Here is a 23,283-nt window from a genome sequence, read left to right on the forward strand (position 1 = left end):
CATGGTCAAAGTTTATGCCCCGGCTTCCAGCGCCAATATGAGCGTCGGATTTGACGTGCTGGGTGCGGCGGTGACGCCGGTAGATGGTTCGCTGCTGGGCGATACGGTCACGGTTGAAGCGGCAGAGAGCTTCAGCTTGAATAACGTGGGCCGCTTCGCCAGCAAGCTGCCGTCTGAGCCGCGCGAGAATATCGTCTATCAGTGCTGGGAACGCTTCTGTCAGGAGATCGGCAAAAATGTGCCGGTCGCCATGACGCTGGAAAAAAGTATGCCGATTGGCTCGGGCCTGGGCTCCAGCGCCTGTTCGGTGGTTGCCGCACTGGTGGCGATGAACGAGCACTGCGGTAAGCCGCTGAATAACAGCCGTCTGCTGGGGCTGATGGGCGAGCTCGAAGGACGCATCTCCGGCAGTATTCATTACGATAACGTGGCGCCGTGCTTCCTCGGCGGCATGCAGCTGATGATCGAAGAAAATGGCATCATCAGCCAGCAGGTGCCAGGGTTTGATGAGTGGCTATGGGTGCTGGCGTATCCGGGCATTAAGGTCTCTACCGCGGAAGCGCGTGCGATCCTGCCTGCGCAGTATCGTCGCCAGGACTGCATCGCCCACGGGCGTCATCTGGCGGGCTTTATCCACGCCTGCTACACCCGTCAGCCGCAGCTGGCGGCGAAGCTAATGAAGGACGTCATTGCCGAGCCGTACCGCACGAAGCTGCTGCCCGGCTTTAACGAGGCGCGACAGGCCTCGATGGATATCGGCGCGCAGGCGTGTGGCATCTCCGGCTCCGGCCCGACGCTGTTCGCCCTGTGCGATAAGCCAGACACCGCGCAGCGCGTGGCGGACTGGCTCTCTAAACACTACCTGCAAAATCAGGAAGGCTTTGTTCATATTTGCCGTCTGGACACGGCTGGCGCACGAGTACTGGGATAATTAATGAAACTCTACAACCTTAAAGATCATAACGAGCAGGTCAGCTTCGCGCAGGCGGTGACTCAGGGGCTGGGCAAAAATCAGGGGCTGTTTTTCCCGCATGACCTGCCGGAATTTCAGCTGACCGACATCGACGAACTGCTGAAGCAGGATTTTGTCACCCGCAGCACCAAAATTCTTTCTGCATTTATCGGCGACGAAATCCCGCAGGAGCTGCTGGAAGAGCGCGTGCGCGCGGCGTTTGCTTTCCCGGCTCCGGTTAAGCCGGTGGAGCCTGACGTCGGCTGTCTGGAGCTGTTCCACGGCCCGACCCTGGCGTTTAAAGATTTCGGCGGCCGCTTTATGGCGCAGATGCTGACCCACATCAGCGGCGACAAACCGGTGACCATCCTGACCGCCACCTCCGGCGATACCGGCGCGGCGGTGGCGCACGCGTTCTACGGCCTGAAAAACGTCCGCGTGGTGATCCTCTATCCAAAAGGCAAGATCAGCCCGCTGCAGGAAAAACTGTTCTGCACCCTCGGCGGCAACATTGAAACCGTGGCGATCGACGGCGATTTCGATGCCTGCCAGGCGCTGGTCAAGCAGGCGTTCGATGATGAAGAGCTGAAGGCCGCGCTGGGGCTGAACTCGGCGAACTCCATCAATATCAGCCGTCTGCTGGCGCAGATCTGCTACTACTTCGAAGCGGTGGCGCAGCTGCCGCAGGAAGCGCGCAATCAGCTGGTAGTTTCCGTACCAAGCGGTAACTTTGGTGACCTGACGGCGGGCCTGCTGGCGAAATCTCTGGGGCTGCCGGTCAAACGCTTTATCGCTGCTACCAACGCCAACGACACCGTGCCGCGCTTCCTGAAAGACGGCAAATGGGCTCCTAACGCCACGCAGGCCACGCTCTCCAATGCCATGGACGTGTCACAGCCGAACAACTGGCCGCGCGTTGAAGAGCTGTTCCGCCGTAAGATCTGGCGTCTGGGTGACCTGGGCTACGCCGCTGTGACGGACGAAACCACCAAAGCCACCATGCGCGAGCTGAAGGCGGTGGGGTACACCTCTGAGCCGCACGCGGCAATTGCCTACCGCGCGCTGCGCGACCAGCTTAACCCGGGTGAATATGGCCTGTTCCTGGGCACCGCGCATCCGGCGAAGTTCAAAGAGAGCGTGGAAGCGATCCTGGGCGAAACGCTGCCGCTGCCGAAAGAGCTGGCCGAGCGTGCTGACCTGCCGCTGCTGTCTCATGAGCTGCCGGCGGACTTTGCGGCGCTGCGTAAGTTGATGATGACGCGCGCGTGATTGTGTTGCCCGGTGGCGGCTACGCCTTACCGGGCCTGCCACGACCGCGACCACCGTCCGGGACCGGACTGGAAACACCATTAACGCAAAACCCCGCCAGCAGGCGGGGTTGTGTTTTACTGCTCGTGGCGCTTAAACACCAGTTCGCCTTTCCCCGACGCCTCTTCGTCAAAGAAATACCCTTCACTGTTAAACCCGGTCAGCTGCTCCGGCTTCGTCAGGCGGTTCTGAATGATGTAACGGCTCATCAGGCCACGCGCTTTTTTGGCGTAGAAGCTGATGACCTTGAACTTGCCGTTCTTCTCATCAAGGAAGACCGGCTTAACGATCTCCGCGTTCAGCTTTTTCGGTTTCACTGATTTGTAGTACTCATCGGATGCCAGGTTAACCACCACGTTATCGCCCTGAGCGTGCAGCGCCGCGTTCAGCTTGTCGGTGATGATGTCGCCCCAGAAATGGTACAGGTCTTTGCCTTTGGCGTTTTCCAGGCGAATCCCCATCTCCAGACGATATGGCTGCATCAGATCCAGCGGGCGCAGCACGCCATACAGACCCGACAGCATGCGTAGATGCTGCTGGGCAAAATCAAAGTCGGCTTCGCTAAAATCTTCCGCCTGCAGCCCGGTGTAGACATCGCCCTTAAACGCCAGGATCGCCTGGCGCGCGTTGGCGGGGGTGAAATCCGGGTGCCACTCATGGAATCGGGTCGCGTTAAGGTCTGCCAGCTTGTCGCTGATGCTCATCAGCGAGGCGATTTGCGGCGCCGAGAGCTTACGCGCTTCGCGGATCAGCTGTTGCGAGTAGTCCAGCAGTTCTGGCTGGGTATAACGCTCGGTGGCGAGCGGGCTCTGGTAGTCGAGCGTTTTTGCAGGTGAAATCAGAATCAGCATATCCAGTCCTTGCAGGAAATTTAGAGCGACTTTAACAAAAAATCGCCCTGAATTGATCGATAGCTGTTATCGCCGGGGCAAATCATCCCAGGTGCCGGGGGCGAGTTGTGACTGAATTTCGGGATAGCGTGCGGCATCAAAAACCGGGGGGACGCCCAACTTGCGCTGGCGCAGATAATCCCTGGCAATAAGGTTCACAACGGGCGAGAGCAGCAGGATCGCCGTCAGGTTAGTGATTGCCATTAGCGCCATAATGACATCCGCCAGCTGCCAGACCAGCGGCATGTTCAAAAGGGAGCCCGCGATCACCATCAGTATCACGCCCAGGCGAAGCAAGAGGATGGCCGGACGAGAGTCGAATTTCAGGAAGATGAGGTTGTTTTCGGCGTACAGGTAATTCACTACAATCGAGCTGAAGGCGAATAGCATCAGAATGAGCGAGACAAATCCTGCCCCCCAGCCTCCAGTAAGATTCACCAGCGCCTGCTGGAGAAATTGGATCCCGACGGCGTCCGAGGTATGGGGTACCGGGCCGGCCAGCAGGAGGATCATGGCGCTGGCGGAACAGATAATAACGGTATCCATAAAAACGCCTATCATCTGCACGATACCCTGCGCTGCCGGGTGTGGCGGCCAGGAAGAGGCGGCCGCGGCGGCGTTGGGAGTGGAGCCCATTCCGGCTTCATTGGAGAACATGCCTCGCTGAAAACCTGCCATCAGCGCCTGGCTCAGGGTGTAACCCAGGGCGCCAGACGTGACCTCACGCCAGCCAAAGGCGCTTTTAAAGATGGTCGCAATCACGCCCGGAACCTGGTCGGCATGCAGCGCAGCGACGACCAGACTCGCGGCAACCCAGAGCAGCGCCATGATGGGAACCAGCCACTGCATCAGGCGGGCGACGCCATTGATGCCGGCAGAAATGGTGAGCAACACAAAGAGGGCTAAAACGATGCCGGTGATCCACTCCGGGCAGGAGAAGGTATAGCGCAGGGCATGGGCGACGGAGTTTGACTGCACGGTATTAAAGATTAGGCCGTACGCGAGAAGTAAAAAAAGCGAGAACAGAACGCCCATCCAGCGCATTCCTAAGCCACGCGCCATATACCAGGCCGGACCGCCGCGAAACTGCCCGTTTCTGTCTTTCTCTTTGTAAAGCTGCGCCAGCGAGCTTTCGGCAAAAGAGGTAGCCATTCCGAGAAGCGCCGTGACCCACATCCAGAACACCGCGCCTGGCCCACCGGCGCTGATGGCCAGCGCAACGCCCGCCAGATTACCGCTGCCAAGGCGTGCCGCCAGGCTGGTACAGAGCGCCTGGAACGACGTTAATCCCCCCGGCTGGGGCGTGACGCTGTTTTTCAGACTTCTGCCAAACTTGCGGATATAACGAAACTGGATAAACCCACTGCGTAGCGTAAACCAGATACCTGCTCCCAGAAGCAGGTAGATCATTATCGAACCCCAGAGGACTTCGTTAATAAAGAAAAAGAAATCAGGCATTAACGTCCCTCTTGTTGATGCCAACGTGAATATGTAAGCGCTACCACTGATTGGGCATGCTGTTGCTTAGCAGCCTGTTAATATTCTGAGTTTATCATACTCTGCCTAAGCGCACTGTCTGCGGTTGCGCTACCCCTCCGTCGTGTTATCATCAGGGCAGACCGGTTACATCCCCCTAACAAGTAAACCTGTCATTTTTCCGCTGCAGGCATGCTGTCGGTAGCGTGAATTATCCAGGGCACGTTAAAAGAGAAACACTATCATGACGGATAAATTGACCTCCCTTCGTCAGTTCACCACTGTCGTAGCTGACACCGGAGATATCGCGGCAATGAAGCTGTACCAGCCGCAGGATGCCACAACTAACCCTTCTCTGATCCTTAACGCCGCACAGATCCCTGAGTATCGCAAACTGATTGACGAGGCTGTGACCTGGGCGAAAGCACAGAGCAATGACCGCGCGCAGCAGGTTGTGGATGCTACTGATAAACTGGCAGTGAACATCGGTCTGGAAATTCTGAAGCTGGTTCCGGGCCGTATCTCTACCGAAGTGGATGCACGTCTCTCCTACGACACCGAAGCGTCAATCGCGAAAGCAAAACGCCTGATCAAACTGTACAACGATGCGGGTATCAGCAATGACCGTATCCTGATCAAACTGGCGTCGACCTGGCAGGGCATTCGCGCTGCTGAGCAGCTGGAAAAAGAAGGCATCAACTGTAACCTGACCCTGCTGTTCTCCTTCGCACAGGCACGTGCGTGTGCGGAAGCAGGCGTGTACCTGATTTCTCCGTTCGTGGGCCGTATTCTGGACTGGTACAAAGCCAACACCGATAAGAAAGAGTACGCACCGGCTGAAGATCCAGGCGTGATTTCTGTGACTGAAATCTACGAATACTACAAACAGCATGGCTATGAGACTGTGGTTATGGGCGCAAGCTTCCGTAACGTCGGTGAAATCATCGAGCTGGCTGGCTGTGACCGCCTGACCATCGCGCCTGCGCTGCTGAAAGAGCTGGCAGAGAGCGAAGGTACCCTGGAGCGTAAACTGTCCTACACCGGTGAAGTGAAAGCACGCCCAGAGCGCATCACTGAATCTGAGTTCCTGTGGCAGCACAACCAGGACCCAATGGCTGTAGACAAACTGGCGGACGGTATCCGTAAGTTTGCTGTTGACCAGGAAAAACTGGAAAAAATGATCGGCGACCTGCTGTAATCATTCTGCGTGACCGGGCTCCCGGTCACGCGTCTTCTTCTGATCCCTGTCTGAATTTTCCCTCTGCGTGTATCATTCCCTTTAATCAGTACTTTTTGAATGGAATGGATATGAATACCTTACGCATCGGCTTAGTGTCGATTTCTGACCGCGCCTCCAGCGGCGTTTACCAGGATAAAGGCATCCCCGCTCTGGAAGCGTGGCTGGCGAGTGCGCTGACCACCCCGTTTGAGATCCAGACTCGCCTTATCCCCGACGAACAACCGATCATCGAGCAGACCTTGTGTGAGCTGGTGGATGAGATGAGCTGTCACCTTGTGCTGACCACGGGCGGAACTGGACCCGCGCGCCGGGATGTGACGCCGGACGCGACGCTGGCTATCGCCGATCGTGAAATGCCGGGCTTCGGTGAACAGATGCGCCAGATCAGTCTACACTTTGTCCCGACGGCGATTCTTTCCCGCCAGGTAGGGGTCATCCGCAAGCAGGCGCTGATTCTGAACCTGCCGGGACAGCCGAAGTCGATCAAAGAGACGCTGGAAGGATTAAAAGCCGAGGACGGCAGCGTCATTGTGCACGGCATATTTGCGAGTGTACCGTATTGTATACAGTTGCTTGACGGGCCGTACGTGGAAACTGACGACAAAGTGGTAGCAGCATTTCGTCCTAAAAGCGCACGCCGCGAGACAATCTCCTGAAATTAACTAAAATGTGACATTAGCGCCAGCCGCAGTAGCGTGTAAATGGATTTACGATATAGTAATTTTTTCTTTACGATTGCTGTAAAAAATTATCCACAACACATGCACAATGGTTCGCTATGTCACATAACACCCGACCTCTGAATCGACAGGACTACAAAACCCTTACGCTCGCCGCCTTAGGCGGCGCGCTGGAGTTTTACGACTTCATCATCTTTGTCTTCTTCGCCGCCGTGGTGGGGGCGCTCTTCTTCCCGGCGGATATTCCGGAATGGCTGCGTCAGGTGCAAACCTTCGGCATTTTTGCTGCCGGGTATCTGGCGCGTCCGCTGGGCGGCATCATCATGGCCCACTTTGGCGATCTTGTCGGGCGTAAGAAGATGTTTACCCTGAGCATCCTGCTGATGGCGGTGCCGACGCTGGCCATCGGCCTGCTGCCAACCTATGCCTCAATGGGCATTCTCGCCCCACTATTGCTGCTGCTAATGCGCATTCTCCAGGGCGCGGCTATCGGCGGGGAAGTGCCGGGGGCCTGGGTGTTTGTGGCGGAGCACGTTCCTGCCCGCCGCATCGGTATCGCCTGCGGAACGTTAACGGCGGGGCTGACCGTCGGGATCCTGCTGGGGTCGGTGGTGGCGACGATAGTCAACACCAGCATGACGCAGCAGGCCGTGCACGACTGGGGCTGGCGTATTCCGTTCCTGCTGGGTGGGGCGTTTGGCCTGGTGGCAATGTACCTGCGCCGCTGGCTGCAGGAGACGCCTATTTTCCTCGAAATGCAGCAGCGCAAGGCGCTGGCGCAGGAGCTGCCGGTCAAAGCCGTCGTGGTGCGTCATAAAAAAGCGGTGGTGGTGTCGATGCTGCTCACCTGGCTGCTGTCGGCGGGCATTGTGGTGGTGATTTTGATGTCGCCGGTGTGGCTGCAGAAACAGTACGGTTTCGCCCCTGCCGTGACCTTACAGGCGAACAGTATCGCGACAATCATGCTCTGCTTTGGCTGTCTGGCCGCCGGGCTGGCGGCGGATCGTTTCGGTGCCAGCCTGACTTTTATTGTCGGCAGCCTGCTACTGGCCGCGTCCAGCTGGGCGTTCTACCATCTGGCGGGCACTCATCCTGAACAGCTGTTCCTGCTGTACGGTATCGTGGGGCTGTGCGTGGGCGTAGTGGGTGCTGTGCCTTACGTCATGGTGCGCGCCTTCCCGCCGGAGGTTCGCTTCACTGGGATCTCGTTCTCTTATAACGTCGCGTATGCCATTTTCGGCGGGCTGACGCCGATAGTGGTCACGGTGATGATGGGGGTGTCGCCGATGGCGCCTGCCTGGTATGTACTCGCGCTCTCGCTGATGGGGCTGGGATTAGGCGTTTGGCTTCGTCAGGCGGGAGAGTATCGTGCCCGCGAGGCGGGCACGACAGAGGGATCAGTGTTTTTCACCAATCGGTAAAATGGTGCGGTCAAACTGTTCGTTCAGCACTTCACCCATTGCCAGGTAAATAGCGCTTGCGCCGCACACCAGGCCAATCCAGCCTGCTACGTGAACGATGCCTTCGTTATCCGCCAGGTGGCCAATCGCCAGCAGGGCGAACAGCACGGTCAGGCTCAGGAAGACGAACTGCAGTGCGCGGTTGCCTTTCAGGGTGCCGAAGAACATGAACAGGGTGAAGACGCCCCACAGGCCCAGGTAGACGCCCAGGAAGTGGGCGTTTGCCGCGTCTGCCAGGCCCATTTTAGGCATCAGCAGGATGGCGACCAGGGTCAGCCAGAACGAGCCGTAAGAGGTGAAGGCGGTTAAGCCGAAGGTGTTGCCTTTCTTATATTCCAGCAGGCCCGCGAAGATTTGCGCGATACCGCCGTAAAAAATGCCCATCGCCAGGATAATGCCGTCCATCGGGAACATCCCGATGTTGTGCAGGTTCAGCAGAATGGTGGTCATGCCAAAACCCATCAGGCCCAGCGGAGCCGGATTAGCCAACTTAGTGTTGCCCATAAGTCCTCAAAAAAATCATCATTAATATGGTGAAATGGTTAAACCCGCGTCAATTCTCCCTGACGGGGCGCGGCATCATAATGGGCGGCATCGACGCCGTCTATGATCTCATCAGGGTGAAATTAAAATTTTTTTTATCGTTCCCCCTTGATGGATGCCGTCGCGACCCCATCTTGTAGTCAACCGCAGTGTGTGGACCTGAAAAAAATCAAATCTGGGCAGTTGAAAAAGCACGTTCTGCCCTTATTACAGGTACACAACCACATGTTGACTGAATTTTTAGTGGAGACGTTTAGATGGGTAAAATTATTGGTATCGACCTGGGTACTACCAACTCTTGTGTAGCTATTATGGACGGCACTACTGCACGCGTGCTGGAGAACGCCGAGGGCGATCGCACCACGCCTTCTATCATTGCTTATACCCAGGATGGTGAAACTCTGGTTGGTCAGCCGGCTAAACGTCAGGCAGTGACAAACCCGCAAAACACCCTGTTTGCGATCAAACGCCTGATTGGCCGCCGCTTCCAGGACGAAGAAGTTCAGCGTGACGTTTCTATCATGCCTTACAAAATCATCGCGGCAGATAACGGCGATGCGTGGCTTGATGTGAAAGGCACCAAAACGGCACCACCGCAGATCTCTGCTGAAGTGCTGAAAAAAATGAAGAAAACCGCTGAAGATTATCTGGGTGAGCCGGTAACTGAAGCTGTTATTACCGTTCCTGCTTACTTCAACGATGCTCAGCGTCAGGCAACTAAAGATGCTGGCCGTATCGCAGGTCTGGAAGTAAAACGTATCATCAACGAACCAACCGCGGCTGCGCTGGCTTACGGTCTGGATAAAGAAGTCGGCAACCGTACTATCGCGGTTTACGACCTGGGTGGTGGTACCTTCGATATCTCTATTATCGAAATCGACGAAGTTGACGGCGAAAAAACCTTCGAAGTTCTGGCAACCAACGGTGATACCCACCTGGGTGGTGAAGACTTCGATACCCGTCTGATCAACTACCTCGTTGACGAGTTCAAGAAAGATCAGGGCATTGACCTGCGTAACGATCCGCTGGCAATGCAGCGCCTGAAAGAAGCCGCTGAGAAAGCGAAGATCGAACTGTCTTCCGCTCAGCAGACCGACGTGAACCTGCCGTACATCACTGCAGACGCGACCGGTCCTAAACACATGAACATCAAAGTGACCCGTGCGAAACTGGAAAGCCTGGTAGAAGACCTGGTGAACCGTTCTATCGAGCCGCTGAAAGTTGCACTGCAGGATGCTGGCCTGTCTGTATCTGATATCCAGGACGTTATCCTGGTGGGTGGTCAGACTCGTATGCCAATGGTTCAGAAGAAAGTGGCTGAATTCTTTGGTAAAGAGCCACGTAAAGACGTGAACCCGGACGAAGCGGTTGCTATCGGTGCTGCGGTTCAGGGTGGCGTTCTGACCGGTGAAGTGAAAGACGTACTGCTGCTGGACGTTACCCCGCTGTCTCTGGGTATCGAAACCATGGGCGGCGTGATGACTGCGCTCATCAACAAAAACACCACCATCCCAACAAAGCACAGCCAGGTGTTCTCTACCGCTGAAGACAACCAGTCTGCGGTAACCATCCATGTGCTGCAGGGTGAGCGTAAACGTGCGTCTGATAACAAATCTCTGGGTCAGTTCAACCTGGATGGTATTAACCCGGCACCGCGCGGCATGCCGCAGATCGAAGTCACCTTCGATATCGATGCTGACGGTATCCTGCACGTGTCTGCGAAAGACAAAAACAGCGGTAAAGAGCAGAAGATCACCATCAAGGCATCTTCTGGCCTGAACGAAGCGGAAATCGAAAAAATGGTTCGTGATGCCGAAGCTAACGCGGAATCCGACCGTAAGTTCGAAGAGCTGGTTCAGACCCGTAACCAGGGTGACCATCTGCTGCACAGCACCCGTAAGCAGGTTGAAGAAGCGGGCGATAAACTGCCAGCGGAAGACAAAACTGCTATCGAAGCTGCACTGAGCGCGCTGGAAACGTCTCTGAAAGGCGAAGACAAAGCGGATATCGAAGCGAAGATGCAGGAGCTGGCACAGGCTTCCCAGAAGCTGATGGAAATCGCTCAGCAGCAGCACGCACAGCAGCAGGCGGGCGCTGACGCTTCTGCGAACAACGCGAAAGACGACGACGTTGTCGACGCTGAGTTCGAAGAAGTTAAAGACAAAAAATAATCGCCCTGATGCAGGGTAATTAATCGGCACGGGCGTAGGAGAACTCTCCACGCCCGTGCTCGCATGTTAAGGGGCTTAAAAAAACCAATGGCAAAGCAAGACTATTACGAGATTTTAGGCGTTCCGAAAACTGCGGAAGAGCGTGAAATCAAAAAGGCGTATAAGCGCCTGGCCATGAAATTCCACCCGGACCGTAACCAGGGTGACAAAGAGGCTGAAGCAAAATTTAAAGAGATCAAAGAAGCCTACGAAGTCCTGACCGATGCACAAAAACGTGCGGCCTATGACCAGTACGGCCACGCAGCCTTTGAACAGGGCGGCATGGGCGGCGGTGGATTCGGTGGCGGCGGCTTTGGCGGCGGTGCGGATTTCAGCGACATCTTTGGCGATGTGTTCGGCGATATCTTTGGCGGCGGTCGTGGTCGTCAGCGCGCGGCGCGCGGCGCAGACCTGCGCTACAACATGGATCTCACTCTCGAAGAGGCCGTTCGTGGCGTCACGAAAGAGATCCGTATTCCGACGCTGGAAGAGTGTGATGTTTGCCACGGCAGCGGCGCGAAGGCGGGTACCCAGCCACAGACCTGTCCAACCTGTCACGGCTCCGGCCAGGTACAGATGCGTCAGGGCTTCTTCGCGGTACAGCAGGCCTGTCCGCACTGTCACGGTCGCGGTACGCTGATTAAAGATCCGTGCACCAAGTGTCACGGCCATGGTCGCGTTGAGAAAACCAAGACCCTGTCCGTTAAGATCCCGGCTGGCGTTGATACGGGCGACCGCATCCGTCTGGCGGGTGAAGGTGAAGCAGGCGAGCACGGCGCGCCGGCAGGCGATCTGTACGTTCAGGTTCAGGTGAAACAGCACGCCATCTTCGAGCGTGAAGGCAACAACCTGTACTGTGAAGTGCCGATCAACTTCGCGATGGCGGCTCTCGGCGGTGAAATCGAAGTGCCGACGCTGGACGGTCGCGTCAATCTGAAAATCCCTGGCGAAACCCAGACCGGCAAGCTGTTCCGCATGCGCGGCAAAGGCGTGAAATCCGTTCGCGGTGGTGCTCAGGGCGACCTGCTGTGCCGCGTCGTCGTGGAAACGCCGGTTGGCCTGAACGACAAGCAGAAACAGCTGTTGAAAGAGCTTCAGGAGAGCTTTGGCGGCCCAACGGGCGAGAAAAACAGCCCGCGCTCCAAAAGCTTCTTTGATGGCGTCAAAAAATTCTTCGATGATTTGACCCGCTAGTTCGTTAGCTGGTGTTCATCTTCAAAAAGCCCGGAAGCGATTCCGGGCTTTTTTTATTTGCCGATATCGATCGGTAAAACTGAGTCTATACTCAATATTAATCTGTTTTTGCCGAGCTATTTGGCTTGGTATTATGGTTTTATCGAGGTATTGTTGTAAAAGAGAGAACATAAATGAAATTACTACACCGTTTCTTTAGCAGTGAGGCGTCCGGTGGTGTGATCCTGATTATTGCCGCGGCGGCCGCGATGGGGCTGGCTAACCTGGGCATGACCCGCGATCTCTATCACGCATTTCTGGAAACACCCGTCGAGCTGAAGGTCGGGGCGCTGGAAATTAACAAGAACATGCTGCTGTGGATCAACGATGCGCTGATGGCGGTGTTCTTCCTGTTGGTAGGACTGGAAGTTAAGCGCGAGCTGGTGCTCGGCTCGCTCGCCAGCCGCCAGCGCGCGGCGTTTCCGGTGATCGCTGCCATTGGCGGGATGGTCGTTCCGGCGCTGCTCTTTCTCGCATTTACCTGGCAGGATCCTGTCGCGCGTGACGGCTGGGCTATCCCGGCCGCAACGGATATCGCCTTTGCGCTCGGTGTCTTAGCCCTGCTCGGTAGCCGCGTTCCGGTTGCGCTGAAAATCTTCCTGATGGCGCTGGCGATTATTGATGACCTGGGCGCCATTGTGATTATCGCGCTGTTCTACACCAGCGATCTGTCGATCCTGTCCCTGAGCGTGGCCGCCGGGGCGATTGCAGTGCTGGCGCTGCTGAACATCTTCAATGTTCGCCGCATCGGTATCTATATTCTGGTGGGGATGGTGCTGTGGACGGCAGTGCTGAAATCCGGCGTGCACGCCACGCTGGCAGGCGTGATTGTCGGCTTCTTCGTGCCGCTTAAGCCGCAGGACGGAAAGTCTCCCGCTAAACAGCTGGAACACGTACTACATCCGTGGGTCGCCTTTATGATCCTGCCGCTGTTTGCGTTTGCCAATGCGGGCGTTTCCCTGCAGGGCGTTACGCTGGACGGGCTGACGTCTGTCCTGCCGCTGGGCATTATTGCCGGGCTGTTTATCGGTAAGCCACTGGGGATCAGCCTCTTCTGCTGGCTGGCGCTGAAGATGAAGCTGGCGTCGTTGCCGAACGGTACAAGCTTTGGTCAGATTATGGCCGTCGGCGTGCTGTGCGGCATTGGATTTACCATGTCGATCTTTATCTCGACGCTGGCGTTTGGCGCAAACGCGCCTGAGCTCATCGTCTGGGCGAAGCTCGGCATTCTCATCGGGTCATTACTGGCCGCAGTGATTGGCTATACCTTGTTGAAGGTGAAGTTGTCCGGACAGGCCGTCCAGGCATAGCGGAACACCGGGAGGAGGCGATCCTTCTCCCGATACACACTCAGGGAGAGAAGACGCGATGTCTCATTTAAATTACAACCATCTGTACTACTTCTGGCACGTCTATAAACAGGGCTCGGTCGTGGGGGCCGCAGAGGCGCTTTACCTGACGCCGCAAACCATCACCGGGCAAATTAAAGCCCTGGAAGAACGTCTGCAGGGCAAGCTCTTCAAGCGAAAGGGCCGTGGGATTGAGCCGAGCGAGCTGGGTGAACTGGTTTTCCGCTATGCGGACAAAATGTTCACCCTGAGCCAGGAGATGCTGGATATCGTCAACTACCGCAAAGAGTCGAACCTGCTCTTTGACGTGGGCGTGGCGGATGCGCTCTCCAAACGGCTGGTGAGCGGCGTGCTGGATGCCGCCGTGGTAGAGGATGAACAAATCCACCTGCGCTGCTTTGAATCCACCCACGAGATGCTGCTGGAGCAGCTGAGCCAGCATAAGCTGGACATGATTATCTCGGATTGCCCCATCGACTCCACACAGCAGGAGGGGCTGTTCTCGGTGAAAATTGGCGAATGCGGCGTGAGCTTCTGGTGCATCAATCCACCGCCGGAGAAACCTTTCCCGGCCTGTCTCGAAGAGCGTCGCCTGCTGGTGCCGGGAAGGCGTTCCATGCTGGGACGCAAGCTGCTGAACTGGTTTAACTCACAGGGGCTGAACGTGGAGATCCTCGGTGAGTTTGACGATGCGGCGCTGATGAAAGCCTTCGGCGAAGCGCATAATGCGATCTTCGTGGCACCAACGCTCTATGCGCACGATCTCTATTCAGACGATAAGATTACGGAGATTGGCAGGGTAGATAACGTGATGGAAGAGTACCACGCCATATTCGCCGAAAGGATGATTCAGCATCCGGCGGTGCAGCGAATCTGCAACCGTGACTACTCGGCGCTATTTACGCCACCGGCGTTTTGAAGACATAAAAAAACCCGCGTTAAGCGGGTTCTTTAAACAAGCAACAACAAGTGGCGATTAAGCCAGTTTGTTGATCTGCGCGGTCAGGTTTGCTTTATGACGCGCTGCTTTGTTTTTGTGGATCAGACCTTTAGCAGCCTGACGATCCACGATTGGTTGCATTTCGTTAAATGCGTTCTGCGCTGCAGCTTTGTCGCCAGCTTCGATTGCTGCGTATACTTTCTTGATGAAAGTACGCATCATAGAGCGACGGCTTGCGTTGTGCTTACGAGCCTTTTCAGACTGAACGGCACGTTTCTTAGCTGATTTGATATTAGCCAAGTCCAACTCCCAAATATGTTCTATGTGGACAATTCAAAGGCCGAGGAATATGCCCTCTTTGCCTTCTTTTGTCAATGGATTTGTGCAAATAAGCGCCGTTAATTAGCGACGCTACGTTACGTAGTGATGGCGCAGGATTCTACCAGCTTGTCTTTCGTGAATACAGCCTTTCGGCGTAAAAATCGCAGTTCACGGGCAGATTTTTTCGCTGTGAAAGGTCAGCCTGATGAAATCATTACGGCTTTCTGTTTTGCGCGAACAATCGCCGGTTAACCTTAACCGCTGTACAAGGTATACTTTGGCGATTTTCACTGTTTTGAGCCAGACATGAAGCTGATACGCGGCATACATAATCTCAGCAGAGCCCCACACGGGTGCGTGCTGACTATTGGTAATTTCGACGGCGTGCATCGTGGTCATCAGGCGCTGTTGCAGGGATTGCGTAAAGAAGGGGAGGCCCGTGGCCTGCCCGTTGTGGTGATGATTTTCGAGCCACAGCCGCTGGAGCTGTTCGCGGGCGATAAATCTCCCGCCCGCCTCACTCGCCTGCGCGAAAAGTTGCGCTACCTGGCAGAGTCCGGCGTGGACTACGTATTGTGCGTGCGTTTCGATCGTCGCTTTGCCGCACTGACAGCACAAAATTTCGTCAGCGACCTGCTGGTTAAGCGTCTTGGCGTACAGTTTCTCGCCGTGGGGGATGATTTCCGCTTTGGCGCTGGTCGTCAGGGCGATTTCTTGCTATTACAGAAGGCTGGTCTGGAGTACGGTTTTGACGTCACCAGCGCGATGACCTTCTGTGAAGGCGGCGTGCGCGTCAGCAGCACGGCGGTGCGTCAGGCGCTGGCTAATGATGAACTGGAGACGGCAGAAACTCTGCTGGGACATCCATTTACTATCTCTGGCCGCGTGGTCCATGGCGACGCGCTGGGCCGCACGATAGGTTTCCCGACGGCGAATATACCGCTGCGTCGTCAGGTTTCCCCGGTTAAAGGGGTCTATGCGGTGGAAGTAGCAGGACTTGGCGATAAGCCGTTTTACGGCGTTGCCAACATTGGCACGCGTCCGACCGTTGCCGGTGTGCGTCAACAGCTAGAAGTGCACCTGCTGGACGTTGTAATGGACCTTTATGGTCGCCATATAGATGTGATACTGCGTAAAAAAATACGCAACGAGCAGCGATTTGCTTCGCTGGATGAACTTAAGGCGCAAATCGCGCGAGATGAATTGACGGCCCGCGAGTATTTTGGGCTATAGAACCGGCTTAACTGCCTACGTGATAAATACGGAACCGAGAATCTGATGAGTGACTATAAATCAACCCTGAATTTGCCGGAAACAGGGTTCCCGATGCGCGGCGATCTCGCCAAGCGCGAACCGGGAATGCTGGCGCGTTGGACCGATGATGACCTGTACGGCATCATTCGTGCAGCTAAAAAAGGCAAAAAAACCTTCATTCTGCATGATGGCCCTCCATATGCGAATGGCAGCATTCATATTGGTCACTCTGTAAACAAGATTCTGAAAGACATTATCGTGAAGTCCAAAGGACTCGCGGGATATGACTCGCCTTACGTTCCGGGCTGGGACTGCCACGGTCTGCCCATTGAGCTGAAAGTGGAGCAAGAGTTTGGCAAGCCTGGCGAGAAGTTTACCGCTGCAGAGTTCCGCGCGAAGTGCCGCGAATACGCTGCCACCCAGGTTGAAGGCCAGCGCGCTGACTTTATCCGTCTGGGCGTGTTGGGCGACTGGTCGCACCCGTACCTGACCATGGACTTCAAAACCGAAGCCAACATCATCCGTGCGCTGGGCAAAATCATCGGTAACGGTCACCTGCATAAAGGCGCGAAGCCGGTGCACTGGTGCGTGGACTGCCGCTCTGCGCTGGCAGAAGCGGAAGTGGAGTATTACGACAAAACTTCACCTTCTATCGATGTGGCCTTCGAAGCGGTCGATCAGGATGCCATTAAAGGTAAATTCGGTCTGCCTGGCGTTAGCGGCCCGATCTCTCTGGTGATCTGGACCACTACCCCATGGACGCTGCCAGCCAACCGTGCAATCTCGCTCTCCGGCGAGTTCGAATACGCGCTGGTGCAGATTGATGGCCGCGCGGTTATCCTGGCGAAAGATCTGGTTGAAAGCGTGCTGAAACGCGCGAATATCACCGACTACACCGTGCTGGGTACCGTAAAAGGCGACGCGCTGGAGCTGATGCGCTTCAAACACCCGTTCCTGGACTTCGACGTTCCGGCGATCCTGGGCGACCACGTGACGCTGGACGCGGGTACCGGTGCGGTACATACCGCCGGTGGCCACGGTCCTGACGACTACAACATCAGCCTAAAGTACGGTCTTGAAATCGCCAATCCGGTTGGCCCGGACGGTTTTTACCTGCCTGGCACCTATCCGGCGCTGGACGGCATCAACGTCTTCAAAGCGAACGACATTATCGTTGACATGCTGCGCACCAGCGGCGCGCTGCTGCACGTTGAGAAAATGCAGCACAGCTATCCGTGCTGCTGGCGTCACAAGACGCCAATCATCTTCCGTGCGACCCCGCAGTGGTTCGTTAGCATGGATCAGAAAGGCCTGCGCGAGCAGTCTCTGAAAGAGATCAAAGGCGTGCAGTGGATCCCGGACTGGGGCCAGGCGCGTATCGAATCCATGGTGGCTAACCGTCCTGACTGGTGTATCTCCCGTCAGCGTACCTGGGGCGTGCCGATGTCTCTTTTCGTGCATAAAGAGACGCAGGAACTGCATCCGAACACCCTGGAACTGATTGAAGAAGTGGCGAAGCGCGTTGAAGTTGACGGAATTCAGGCGTGGTGGGATCTCGACGCCCGTGACATCCTGGGCGCGGACGCGGACAACTACGAGAAAGTGCCGGATACCCTGGACGTGTGGTTCGACTCCGGGTCTACTCACGCCTCCGTGGTCGATGTGCGTCCGGAGTTTGCCGGCCACGCTGCCGATATGTATCTGGAAGGCTCTGACCAACACCGCGGCTGGTTCATGTCATCTTTGATGATCTCCACCGCGATGAAGGGTAAAGCGCCTTACCGTCAGGTACTGACTCACGGCTTCACCGTGGATGGACAGGGCCGTAAGATGTCCAAATCCATCGGTAACACCGTTTCTCCGCAGGACGTGATGAACAAGCTGGGCGCGGATATCCTGCGCCTGTGGGTAGCCTCTACCGACTACACCGGCGAAATGGCGGTATCTGACGAGATCCTGAAGCGTGCTGCTGACAGCTATCGTCGTATCCGTAACACCGCGCGCTTCCTGCTGGCGAACCTGAACGGTTTTGATCCAGTGAAAGACATGGTGAAACCGGAAGAGATGGTCGTGCTGGACCGCTGGGCGGTAGGCTGCGCGAAAGCGGCGCAGGAAGACATCGTTAAGGCGTATGAGTCCTACGACTTCCACGAAGTGGTGCAGCGCCTGATGCGCTTCTGCTCCATCGAGATGGGCTCGTTCTACCTCGACATCATCAAAGACCGCCAGTACACCGCGAAGGCGGACAGCGTGGCGCGCCGTAGCTGCCAGTCCGCGCTGTTCCATATCGCAGAAGCGCTGGTGCGCTGGATGGCGCCGATCATGTCCTTCACCGCAGATGAAATCTGGGGCTATCTGCCTGGCGACCGTGAGAAATATGTCTTCACCGGCGAGTGGTATGAAGGTCTGTTCGATCTCTCCAGCACCGAAGCAATGAACGATGCCTTCTGGGACGAGCTGCTGAAAGTGCGTGGCGAAGTGAACAAGGTGATCGAGCAGGCGCGTGCTGATAAGAAAGTTGGTGGCTCTCTGGAAGCGGCAGTGACTCTGTACGCCGAACCTGAGCTGGCGGCGAAGCTGACCGCGCTGGGCGATGAATTGCGATTTGTCCTGTTGACCTCCGGAGCAAAAGTTGCGGATTATGCCGAGGCTTCTGCTGATGCTCAGCAGAGCGAGCTGCTCAAAGGGCTGAAAGTCGCGCTGAGCAAAGCCGAAGGTGAGAAGTGCCCGCGCTGCTGGCATTACACTACCGATATCGGCCAGGTGGCGGAACACGCAGACATCTGCGGACGCTGTGTAAGCAACGTCGCCGGTGACGGCGAAAAACGTAAGTTTGCCTGATGAGTAAAACTCTCTGTTCAACAGGACTGCGCTGGCTGTGGCTGGTTGTGGTGGTGCTGATTATCGATCTGGGCAGCAAGTTCCTGATCCTCCAAAATTTTGCTCTGGGGGAGACGGTTTCGCTGTTCCCGTCGCTTAACCTGCACTATGCACGCAACTACGGCGCGGCGTTTAGCTTCCTTGCCGACAGCGGTGGCTGGCAGCGCTGGTTCTTTGCGGGTATCGCTCTCGGTATCTGCGTGGTGCTGGCCGTGCTGATGTACCGCTCAAAGGCCACGCAAAAGCTGAATAACATTGCCTACGCGCTGATCATTGGCGGCGCGCTGGGCAACCTGTTTGACCGCCTGTGGCACGGCTTTGTGGTCGATATGATCGACTTCTACGTCGGCGACTGGCACTTCGCGACCTTTAACCTGGCCGATACCGCAATTTGCATCGGTGCGGCGTTAATCGTGCTGGAAGGCTTCTTGCCTAAACCGGCCGCGAAAGAGCAGGCGTAACACACTCGCCCGGTGGTGTAATGCCACCGGGCAAAACAAGCGAGCAATTTGCATGTCTAAATCCGTACAGAGCAACAGCGCGGTTCTCGTTCACTTCACGCTGAAGCTGGATGACGGCTCCACCGCCGAATCCACCCGCAATAACGGCAAACCTGCCCTGTTTCGTCTCGGCGATACCTCCCTGTCTGAAGGTCTTGAGCAGCAGCTCCTGGGCCTGAAAGAGGGGGAGAAAAAAGCGTTCTCGCTGGAGCCGGATGCCGCGTTTGGCGTGCCAAGCCCGGACCTGATCCAGTATTTCTCGCGCCGCGAGTTTATGGACGCGGGCGAACCGGAAATCGGGGCGATTATGCTCTTTACCGCTATGGACGGCAGCGAAATGCCTGGCGTGATCCGCGAGATTAACGGCGACTCTATCACCGTTGACTTCAACCATCCGCTTGCCGGGCGTACCGTTCATTTTGATGTTGAAGTGCTGGAGATCGATCCGGCACTGGAGGCCTGAAATGCAGATCCTGTTGGCTAACCCGCGCGGCTTCTGCGCAGGTGTAGACCGCGCTATCAGCATTGTCGAAAACGCGCTGGAGATTTACGGCGCGCCAATTTACGTGCGTCACGAAGTGGTGCATAACCGCTACGTGGTGGACAGCCTGCGCGAGCGCGGCGCTATTTTCATCGAGCAGATCAGCGAAGTGCCGGACGGTGCGATCCTGATCTTCTCCGCGCACGGCGTCTCTCAGGCGGTGCGTAACGAAGCGAAAAGCCGCGATTTAACCGTTTTCGACGCAACCTGCCCATTAGTGACGAAAGTGCATATGGAAGTGGCGCGTGCCAGCCGTCGCGGTGAAGAGTCGATTCTGATTGGCCATGCGGGTCATCCGGAAGTCGAAGGTACCATGGGCCAGTACAGCAATCCGGAAGGGGGAATGTATCTGGTTGAGTCGCCGGAAGATGTCTTTACGCTGAACGTTAAAAATGAAGCCCGTCTGTCGTTTATGACCCAGACGACGCTCTCGGTTGATGATACCTCGGATGTGATTGACGCCCTGCGCCAGCGCTTCCCGAAAATCGTCGGGCCGCGTAAGGATGACATCTGCTACGCGACCACCAACCGCCAGGAAGCGGTGCGTGCGCTGGCTGAACAGGCGGACGTGGTGCTGGTGGTCGGCTCCAAAAACTCGTCTAACTCCAACCGTCTGGCCGAACTGGCGCAGCGCATGGGTAAAGCGGCGTTCCTGATCGACGACGCGGCGGACATCCAGGAAGCGTGGGTTAAAAATGCGGTCTGCGTTGGCGTTACCGCAGGCGCTTCCGCGCCGGATATCCTGGTGCAGAACGTGATAACCCGTCTGCAGGAGCTGGGCGGTGGCGAAGCGGTTCCGCTGGAAGGACGCGAAGAGAATATCGTCTTCGAAGTGCCGAAAGAGCTGCGTATCGACGCCCGCGAAGTGGAATAACCCCTAAACAGCGAAAAGGCCAGCATCTCATGTGCTGGCCTTTTTTTTGCCCCGTACTTTATCGTGACCACAAAATCATGTCTTTTACTGATATTTAAGTCGGTTTCACGTTAAATTCTAATTATTGGTGTTTTCAGTTGGCAGCCTCCGCGAAGGCTGGTTAATCTGAAAACGATTTACATCATTTTAACGTAAGAGAATAACTATGCATGATGCACAGATCCGTGTCGCCATTGCGGGCGCGGGTGGACGTATGGGCCGTCAGCTGATTCAGGCGGCACTTCAGATGGATGGCGTAGCGCTGGGCGCGGCGCTGGAGCGTGAAGGCTCATCGCTTTTGGGGGCCGACGCAGGTGAACTGGCGGGTGCAGGAAAGACGGGCGTTACTGTCCAGAGCAGCCTGGATGCGGTTAAAGATGACTTCGATGTGTTTATCGACTTTACCCGCCCGGAAGGTACGTTGACGCACCTGGCATTTTGCCGCCAGCACGGCAAGGGGATGGTGATCGGCACCACCGGTTTTGACGACGCGGGTAAGCAGGCCATCCAGGACGCATCAAAAGAGATCGCGATTGTCTTCGCGGCGAACTTTAGCGTGGGCGTTAACGTCATGCTCAAGCTGCTGGAGAAAGCAGCGAAGGTCATGGGCGACTATACCGATATTGAAATTGTCGAAGCCCACCACCGCTACAAGGTAGATGCGCCGTCAGGCACGGCGCTGGCGATGGGCGAGGCGATTGCTCATGCACTCGATAAAGATTTAAAAGACTGCGCGGTTTATGCCCGCGAAGGTCACACTGGCGAACGCGTACCGGGCACTATTGGTTTCGCAACGGTACGTGCGGGTGACATCGTCGGCGAACATACGGCGATGTTCGCCGATATTGGTGAACGCGTGGAGATTACTCATAAAGCCTCAAGCCGCATGACGTTTGCCAACGGCGCGGTACGTTCCGCTTTGTGGCTTAAAAACAAGAAAGATGGACTTTTTGATATGCGAGATGTGCTCGATCTCAACAATTTGTAAGTATTATTACCCATCGTGATGTGGTTATTGCAGTCGTAATTCTTTGATTGCATAGGGCAATATTTTATTGCCCTTATATTTTACCTGTTTAGCTCTTGTTTTGTTTGTTGAGCCATGAAAACACAACTATTCTTCCTGGTTTTCGTTACTGAAATGTAAATTTTGACCATTTGGTCCACTTTTTGATGCTGTGTCGACTCATTTTTCATTAAATTCGGCGCGCAAGCGTTTTCCGCAGTGATTTACCTGATCTTTTTGTCGCTTAAGCTTCACTCGCCTCACCAGATGCGCAAAAGACTAAACAAAATATCCGTTTTAAGTTGACTTTTACCCACCAAATCTCCAGAATGCCGCCGTTTGCCAAAAATCCGCTGGCAACACATTTGCATTGATCCATGACATGGTTATGAATTAATATGCAAATAAAGTGAGTGAATATTCTCTGGAGGGTGTTTTGATTAAGTCAGCGCTATTGGTTCTGGAAGACGGAACCCAGTTTATCGGTCGGGCCATAGGGGCAACGGGTTCGGCGGTTGGGGAAGTCGTTTTCAATACTTCAATGACCGGTTATCAAGAAATCCTCACTGATCCTTCCTATTCTCGCCAAATCGTTACTCTTACTTATCCTCATATCGGCAATGTCGGCACCAACGCGGCTGACGAAGAATCTTCTCAGGTACATGCGCAAGGCCTGGTCATTCGCGACCTGCCGCTGATTGCCAGCAACTTCCGCAATACCGAAGACCTCTCTTCTTACCTGAAGCGCCATAACATCGTGGCGATTGCCGATATTGATACCCGTAAGTTAACGCGTCTGCTGCGCGAGAAGGGTGCACAGAACGGCTGCATCATCGCGGGTGATAACCTCGATGCGACGCTGGCGCTGGAAAAAGCGAAAGCCTTCCCGGGCCTGAACGGCATGGACCTGGCGAAAGAAGTGACGACCGCGGAAGCCTACAGCTGGACACAGGGTAGCTGGACGCTGGAAGGCGACCTGCCGGAAGCGAAAAAAGAGAGCGAGCTGCCGTTCCACGTGGTGGCCTACGATTTTGGCGCCAAGCGCAACATTCTGCGCATGCTGGTTGACCGCGGCTGCCGCCTGACGGTGGTGCCGGCTCAGACCTCTGCCGAAGACGTATTGAAGATGAATCCGGACGGTATTTTCCTGTCCAACGGTCCTGGCGACCCGGCACCGTGCGATTACGCCATCGCCGCCATTAAGTCCTTCCTGGAAACCGACATCCCGGTATTCGGCATCTGCCTCGGCCATCAGCTGCTGGCGCTGGCGAGCGGTGCGAACACCGTTAAGATGAAGTTCGGCCACCACGGTGGTAACCACCCGGTGAAAGACATCGATAACAACACGGTAATGATCACCGCGCAGAACCACGGCTTTGCCGTCGATGAAGCCTCAATGCCGGCTAACCTGCGCGTGACCCATAAGTCGCTGTTCGATGGCACCCTGCAGGGGATTCATCGCACCGATAAGCCAGCATTCAGCTTCCAGGGTCACCCGGAAGCCAGCCCGGGCCCGCACGACGCCGCGCCGCTGTTCGATCACTTCATCGAACTTATCGAGCAATACCGTAAGACCGCTAAATAATC

At 55.9% G+C, this 23,283-nt stretch carries 20 protein-coding genes and 1 pseudogene; 17 read left to right on the top strand and 4 right to left on the bottom strand.

The genetic code is table 11. The annotated features are described in order from the left end of the window. The first annotated feature begins 1 nt into the window (after position 1). Positions 2–931: a homoserine kinase gene (gene thrB, locus AC4ICF_RS03415; protein ID WP_047957721.1), complete on the top strand. Its 930-nt coding sequence runs from the start codon at positions 2–4 to the stop codon at positions 929–931. 3 nt (positions 932–934) lie between these two features. After that, positions 935–2,221: a threonine synthase gene (gene thrC / locus AC4ICF_RS03420; RefSeq protein WP_316379713.1), complete on the top strand. Its 1,287-nt coding sequence runs from the start codon at positions 935–937 to the stop codon at positions 2,219–2,221. Between the two features lie 116 nt (positions 2,222–2,337). Here thrC and yaaA read toward each other — a convergent pair whose 3' ends face one another. Both yaaA and AC4ICF_RS03430 read right to left on the bottom strand, forming a co-directional pair. Continuing rightward, complete coding sequence (yaaA, locus tag AC4ICF_RS03425; protein WP_061099284.1) at positions 2,338–3,111, bottom strand: peroxide stress protein YaaA; 774 nt, start codon at positions 3,109–3,111, stop codon at positions 2,338–2,340. A 66-nt stretch (positions 3,112–3,177) separates the two neighbouring features. Next, positions 3,178–4,608: an alanine/glycine:cation symporter family protein gene (locus AC4ICF_RS03430; protein WP_316379712.1), complete on the bottom strand. Its 1,431-nt coding sequence runs from the start codon at positions 4,606–4,608 to the stop codon at positions 3,178–3,180. A gap of 262 nt (positions 4,609–4,870) precedes the next feature. On the opposite strand from AC4ICF_RS03430, the gene tal reads away from it, so the two are divergent. The 3 genes from tal (at position 4,871) to AC4ICF_RS03445 (ending at position 7,967) form a co-directional block, all read left to right on the top strand. Continuing rightward, positions 4,871–5,824 carry a transaldolase gene (tal, locus tag AC4ICF_RS03435; protein ID WP_008502045.1) on the top strand — a complete coding sequence of 318 codons (954 nt, stop codon included), beginning with the start codon at positions 4,871–4,873 and terminating at the stop codon, positions 5,822–5,824. A gap of 110 nt (positions 5,825–5,934) precedes the next feature. Further along, positions 5,935–6,522 carry a molybdopterin adenylyltransferase gene (mog, locus tag AC4ICF_RS03440; protein ID WP_061099282.1) on the top strand — a complete coding sequence of 196 codons (588 nt, stop codon included), beginning with the start codon at positions 5,935–5,937 and terminating at the stop codon, positions 6,520–6,522. 122 nt (positions 6,523–6,644) lie between these two features. After that, positions 6,645–7,967: an MFS transporter gene (locus AC4ICF_RS03445; RefSeq protein ID WP_116342423.1), complete on the top strand. Its 1,323-nt coding sequence runs from the start codon at positions 6,645–6,647 to the stop codon at positions 7,965–7,967. On the opposite strand, the gene satP is transcribed toward AC4ICF_RS03445, so the two are convergent. Further along, positions 7,944–8,510, bottom strand: a complete 567-nt coding sequence (gene satP, locus AC4ICF_RS03450; protein WP_061099280.1) for an acetate uptake transporter — start codon at positions 8,508–8,510, stop codon at positions 7,944–7,946. The genes AC4ICF_RS03445 and satP overlap by 24 nt on opposite strands. A 296-nt stretch (positions 8,511–8,806) precedes the next feature. Between satP and dnaK the strand changes: the two genes are divergently transcribed. The 4 genes from dnaK (at position 8,807) to nhaR (ending at position 14,260) form a co-directional block, all read left to right on the top strand. Continuing rightward, positions 8,807–10,720, top strand: a complete 1,914-nt coding sequence (dnaK, locus tag AC4ICF_RS03455) for a molecular chaperone DnaK (protein ID WP_163330292.1) — start codon at positions 8,807–8,809, stop codon at positions 10,718–10,720. 87 nt (positions 10,721–10,807) lie between these two features. After that, positions 10,808–11,953 carry a molecular chaperone DnaJ gene (gene dnaJ, locus AC4ICF_RS03460; protein ID WP_008502040.1) on the top strand — a complete coding sequence of 382 codons (1,146 nt, stop codon included), beginning with the start codon at positions 10,808–10,810 and terminating at the stop codon, positions 11,951–11,953. A 173-nt stretch (positions 11,954–12,126) separates the two neighbouring features. Continuing rightward, positions 12,127–13,302, top strand: a complete 1,176-nt coding sequence (gene nhaA, locus AC4ICF_RS03465; protein WP_116342428.1) for a Na+/H+ antiporter NhaA — start codon at positions 12,127–12,129, stop codon at positions 13,300–13,302. Between the two features lie 58 nt (positions 13,303–13,360). Then, a complete protein-coding gene (gene nhaR, locus AC4ICF_RS03470) occupies positions 13,361–14,260 on the top strand; it encodes a transcriptional activator NhaR (protein WP_080328999.1) in 900 nt (299 codons plus the stop codon). Positions 14,261–14,317: 57 nt separating this feature from the next. On the opposite strand, the gene rpsT is transcribed toward nhaR, so the two are convergent. Continuing rightward, the gene (gene rpsT / locus AC4ICF_RS03475; RefSeq protein ID WP_003856458.1) at positions 14,318–14,581 is read right to left on the bottom strand and encodes a 30S ribosomal protein S20; all 264 of its coding nucleotides are present in this window, start codon (positions 14,579–14,581) and stop codon (positions 14,318–14,320) included. Between the two features lie 101 nt (positions 14,582–14,682). Here rpsT and AC4ICF_RS03480 point away from each other — a divergent pair. From AC4ICF_RS03480 to carA, 8 genes and pseudogenes are all read left to right on the top strand, one after another. Then, positions 14,683–14,901: pseudogene (locus tag AC4ICF_RS03480) on the top strand (DUF2575 domain-containing protein). A gap of 7 nt (positions 14,902–14,908) precedes the next feature. Further along, positions 14,909–15,835, top strand: coding sequence for a bifunctional riboflavin kinase/FAD synthetase (gene ribF / locus AC4ICF_RS03485; protein WP_116342430.1), 927 nt, complete (start codon positions 14,909–14,911; stop codon positions 15,833–15,835). Positions 15,836–15,880: 45 nt separating this feature from the next. Beyond that, the gene (gene ileS / locus AC4ICF_RS03490; RefSeq protein ID WP_316379710.1) at positions 15,881–18,697 is read left to right on the top strand and encodes an isoleucine--tRNA ligase; all 2,817 of its coding nucleotides are present in this window, start codon (positions 15,881–15,883) and stop codon (positions 18,695–18,697) included. Then, positions 18,697–19,197 (top strand): signal peptidase II, encoded by a 501-nt coding sequence (lspA, locus tag AC4ICF_RS03495; protein ID WP_028015470.1) that lies wholly within the window; start codon positions 18,697–18,699, stop codon positions 19,195–19,197. Before ileS ends, lspA begins: the two co-directional genes overlap by 1 nt. A 52-nt stretch (positions 19,198–19,249) precedes the next feature. Then, the gene (gene fkpB / locus AC4ICF_RS03500) at positions 19,250–19,699 is read left to right on the top strand and encodes an FKBP-type peptidyl-prolyl cis-trans isomerase (protein WP_003856450.1); all 450 of its coding nucleotides are present in this window, start codon (positions 19,250–19,252) and stop codon (positions 19,697–19,699) included. Between the two features lies 1 nt (position 19,700). Continuing rightward, positions 19,701–20,651: a 4-hydroxy-3-methylbut-2-enyl diphosphate reductase gene (gene ispH, locus AC4ICF_RS03505; RefSeq protein WP_316379709.1), complete on the top strand. Its 951-nt coding sequence runs from the start codon at positions 19,701–19,703 to the stop codon at positions 20,649–20,651. 205 nt (positions 20,652–20,856) lie between these two features. Further along, the gene (gene dapB, locus AC4ICF_RS03510; protein ID WP_163330295.1) at positions 20,857–21,678 is read left to right on the top strand and encodes a 4-hydroxy-tetrahydrodipicolinate reductase; all 822 of its coding nucleotides are present in this window, start codon (positions 20,857–20,859) and stop codon (positions 21,676–21,678) included. Between the two features lie 454 nt (positions 21,679–22,132). After that, on the top strand, positions 22,133–23,281 hold the full coding sequence (gene carA, locus AC4ICF_RS03515; protein WP_010427050.1) for a glutamine-hydrolyzing carbamoyl-phosphate synthase small subunit: 1,149 nt from the start codon (positions 22,133–22,135) through the stop codon (positions 23,279–23,281). Positions 23,282–23,283 lie beyond the last annotated feature (2 nt).

The sequence above is a fragment of the Enterobacter sp. ECC_219_Taxon_10 genome (genome assembly GCF_058354905.1).

Coding starts and splice junctions, on each gene's coding strand:
- tal (WP_008502045.1), top strand. CDS start 4,871: ATGACGGATAAATTGACCTCCCTTCGTCAGTTCACCACTGTCGTAGCT.
- nhaA (WP_116342428.1), top strand. CDS start 12,127: ATGAAATTACTACACCGTTTCTTTAGCAGTGAGGCGTCCGGTGGTGTG.
- mog (WP_061099282.1), top strand. CDS start 5,935: ATGAATACCTTACGCATCGGCTTAGTGTCGATTTCTGACCGCGCCTCC.
- ileS (WP_316379710.1), top strand. CDS start 15,881: ATGAGTGACTATAAATCAACCCTGAATTTGCCGGAAACAGGGTTCCCG.
- dapB (WP_163330295.1), top strand. CDS start 20,857: ATGCATGATGCACAGATCCGTGTCGCCATTGCGGGCGCGGGTGGACGT.
- dnaK (WP_163330292.1), top strand. CDS start 8,807: ATGGGTAAAATTATTGGTATCGACCTGGGTACTACCAACTCTTGTGTA.
- satP (WP_061099280.1), bottom strand. CDS start 8,510: ATGGGCAACACTAAGTTGGCTAATCCGGCTCCGCTGGGCCTGATGGGT.
- nhaR (WP_080328999.1), top strand. CDS start 13,361: ATGTCTCATTTAAATTACAACCATCTGTACTACTTCTGGCACGTCTAT.
- fkpB (WP_003856450.1), top strand. CDS start 19,250: ATGTCTAAATCCGTACAGAGCAACAGCGCGGTTCTCGTTCACTTCACG.
- thrC (WP_316379713.1), top strand. CDS start 935: ATGAAACTCTACAACCTTAAAGATCATAACGAGCAGGTCAGCTTCGCG.
- lspA (WP_028015470.1), top strand. CDS start 18,697: ATGAGTAAAACTCTCTGTTCAACAGGACTGCGCTGGCTGTGGCTGGTT.
- dnaJ (WP_008502040.1), top strand. CDS start 10,808: ATGGCAAAGCAAGACTATTACGAGATTTTAGGCGTTCCGAAAACTGCG.
- ispH (WP_316379709.1), top strand. CDS start 19,701: ATGCAGATCCTGTTGGCTAACCCGCGCGGCTTCTGCGCAGGTGTAGAC.
- AC4ICF_RS03430 (WP_316379712.1), bottom strand. CDS start 4,608: ATGCCTGATTTCTTTTTCTTTATTAACGAAGTCCTCTGGGGTTCGATA.
- yaaA (WP_061099284.1), bottom strand. CDS start 3,111: ATGCTGATTCTGATTTCACCTGCAAAAACGCTCGACTACCAGAGCCCG.
- ribF (WP_116342430.1), top strand. CDS start 14,909: ATGAAGCTGATACGCGGCATACATAATCTCAGCAGAGCCCCACACGGG.
- thrB (WP_047957721.1), top strand. CDS start 2: ATGGTCAAAGTTTATGCCCCGGCTTCCAGCGCCAATATGAGCGTCGGA.
- AC4ICF_RS03445 (WP_116342423.1), top strand. CDS start 6,645: ATGTCACATAACACCCGACCTCTGAATCGACAGGACTACAAAACCCTT.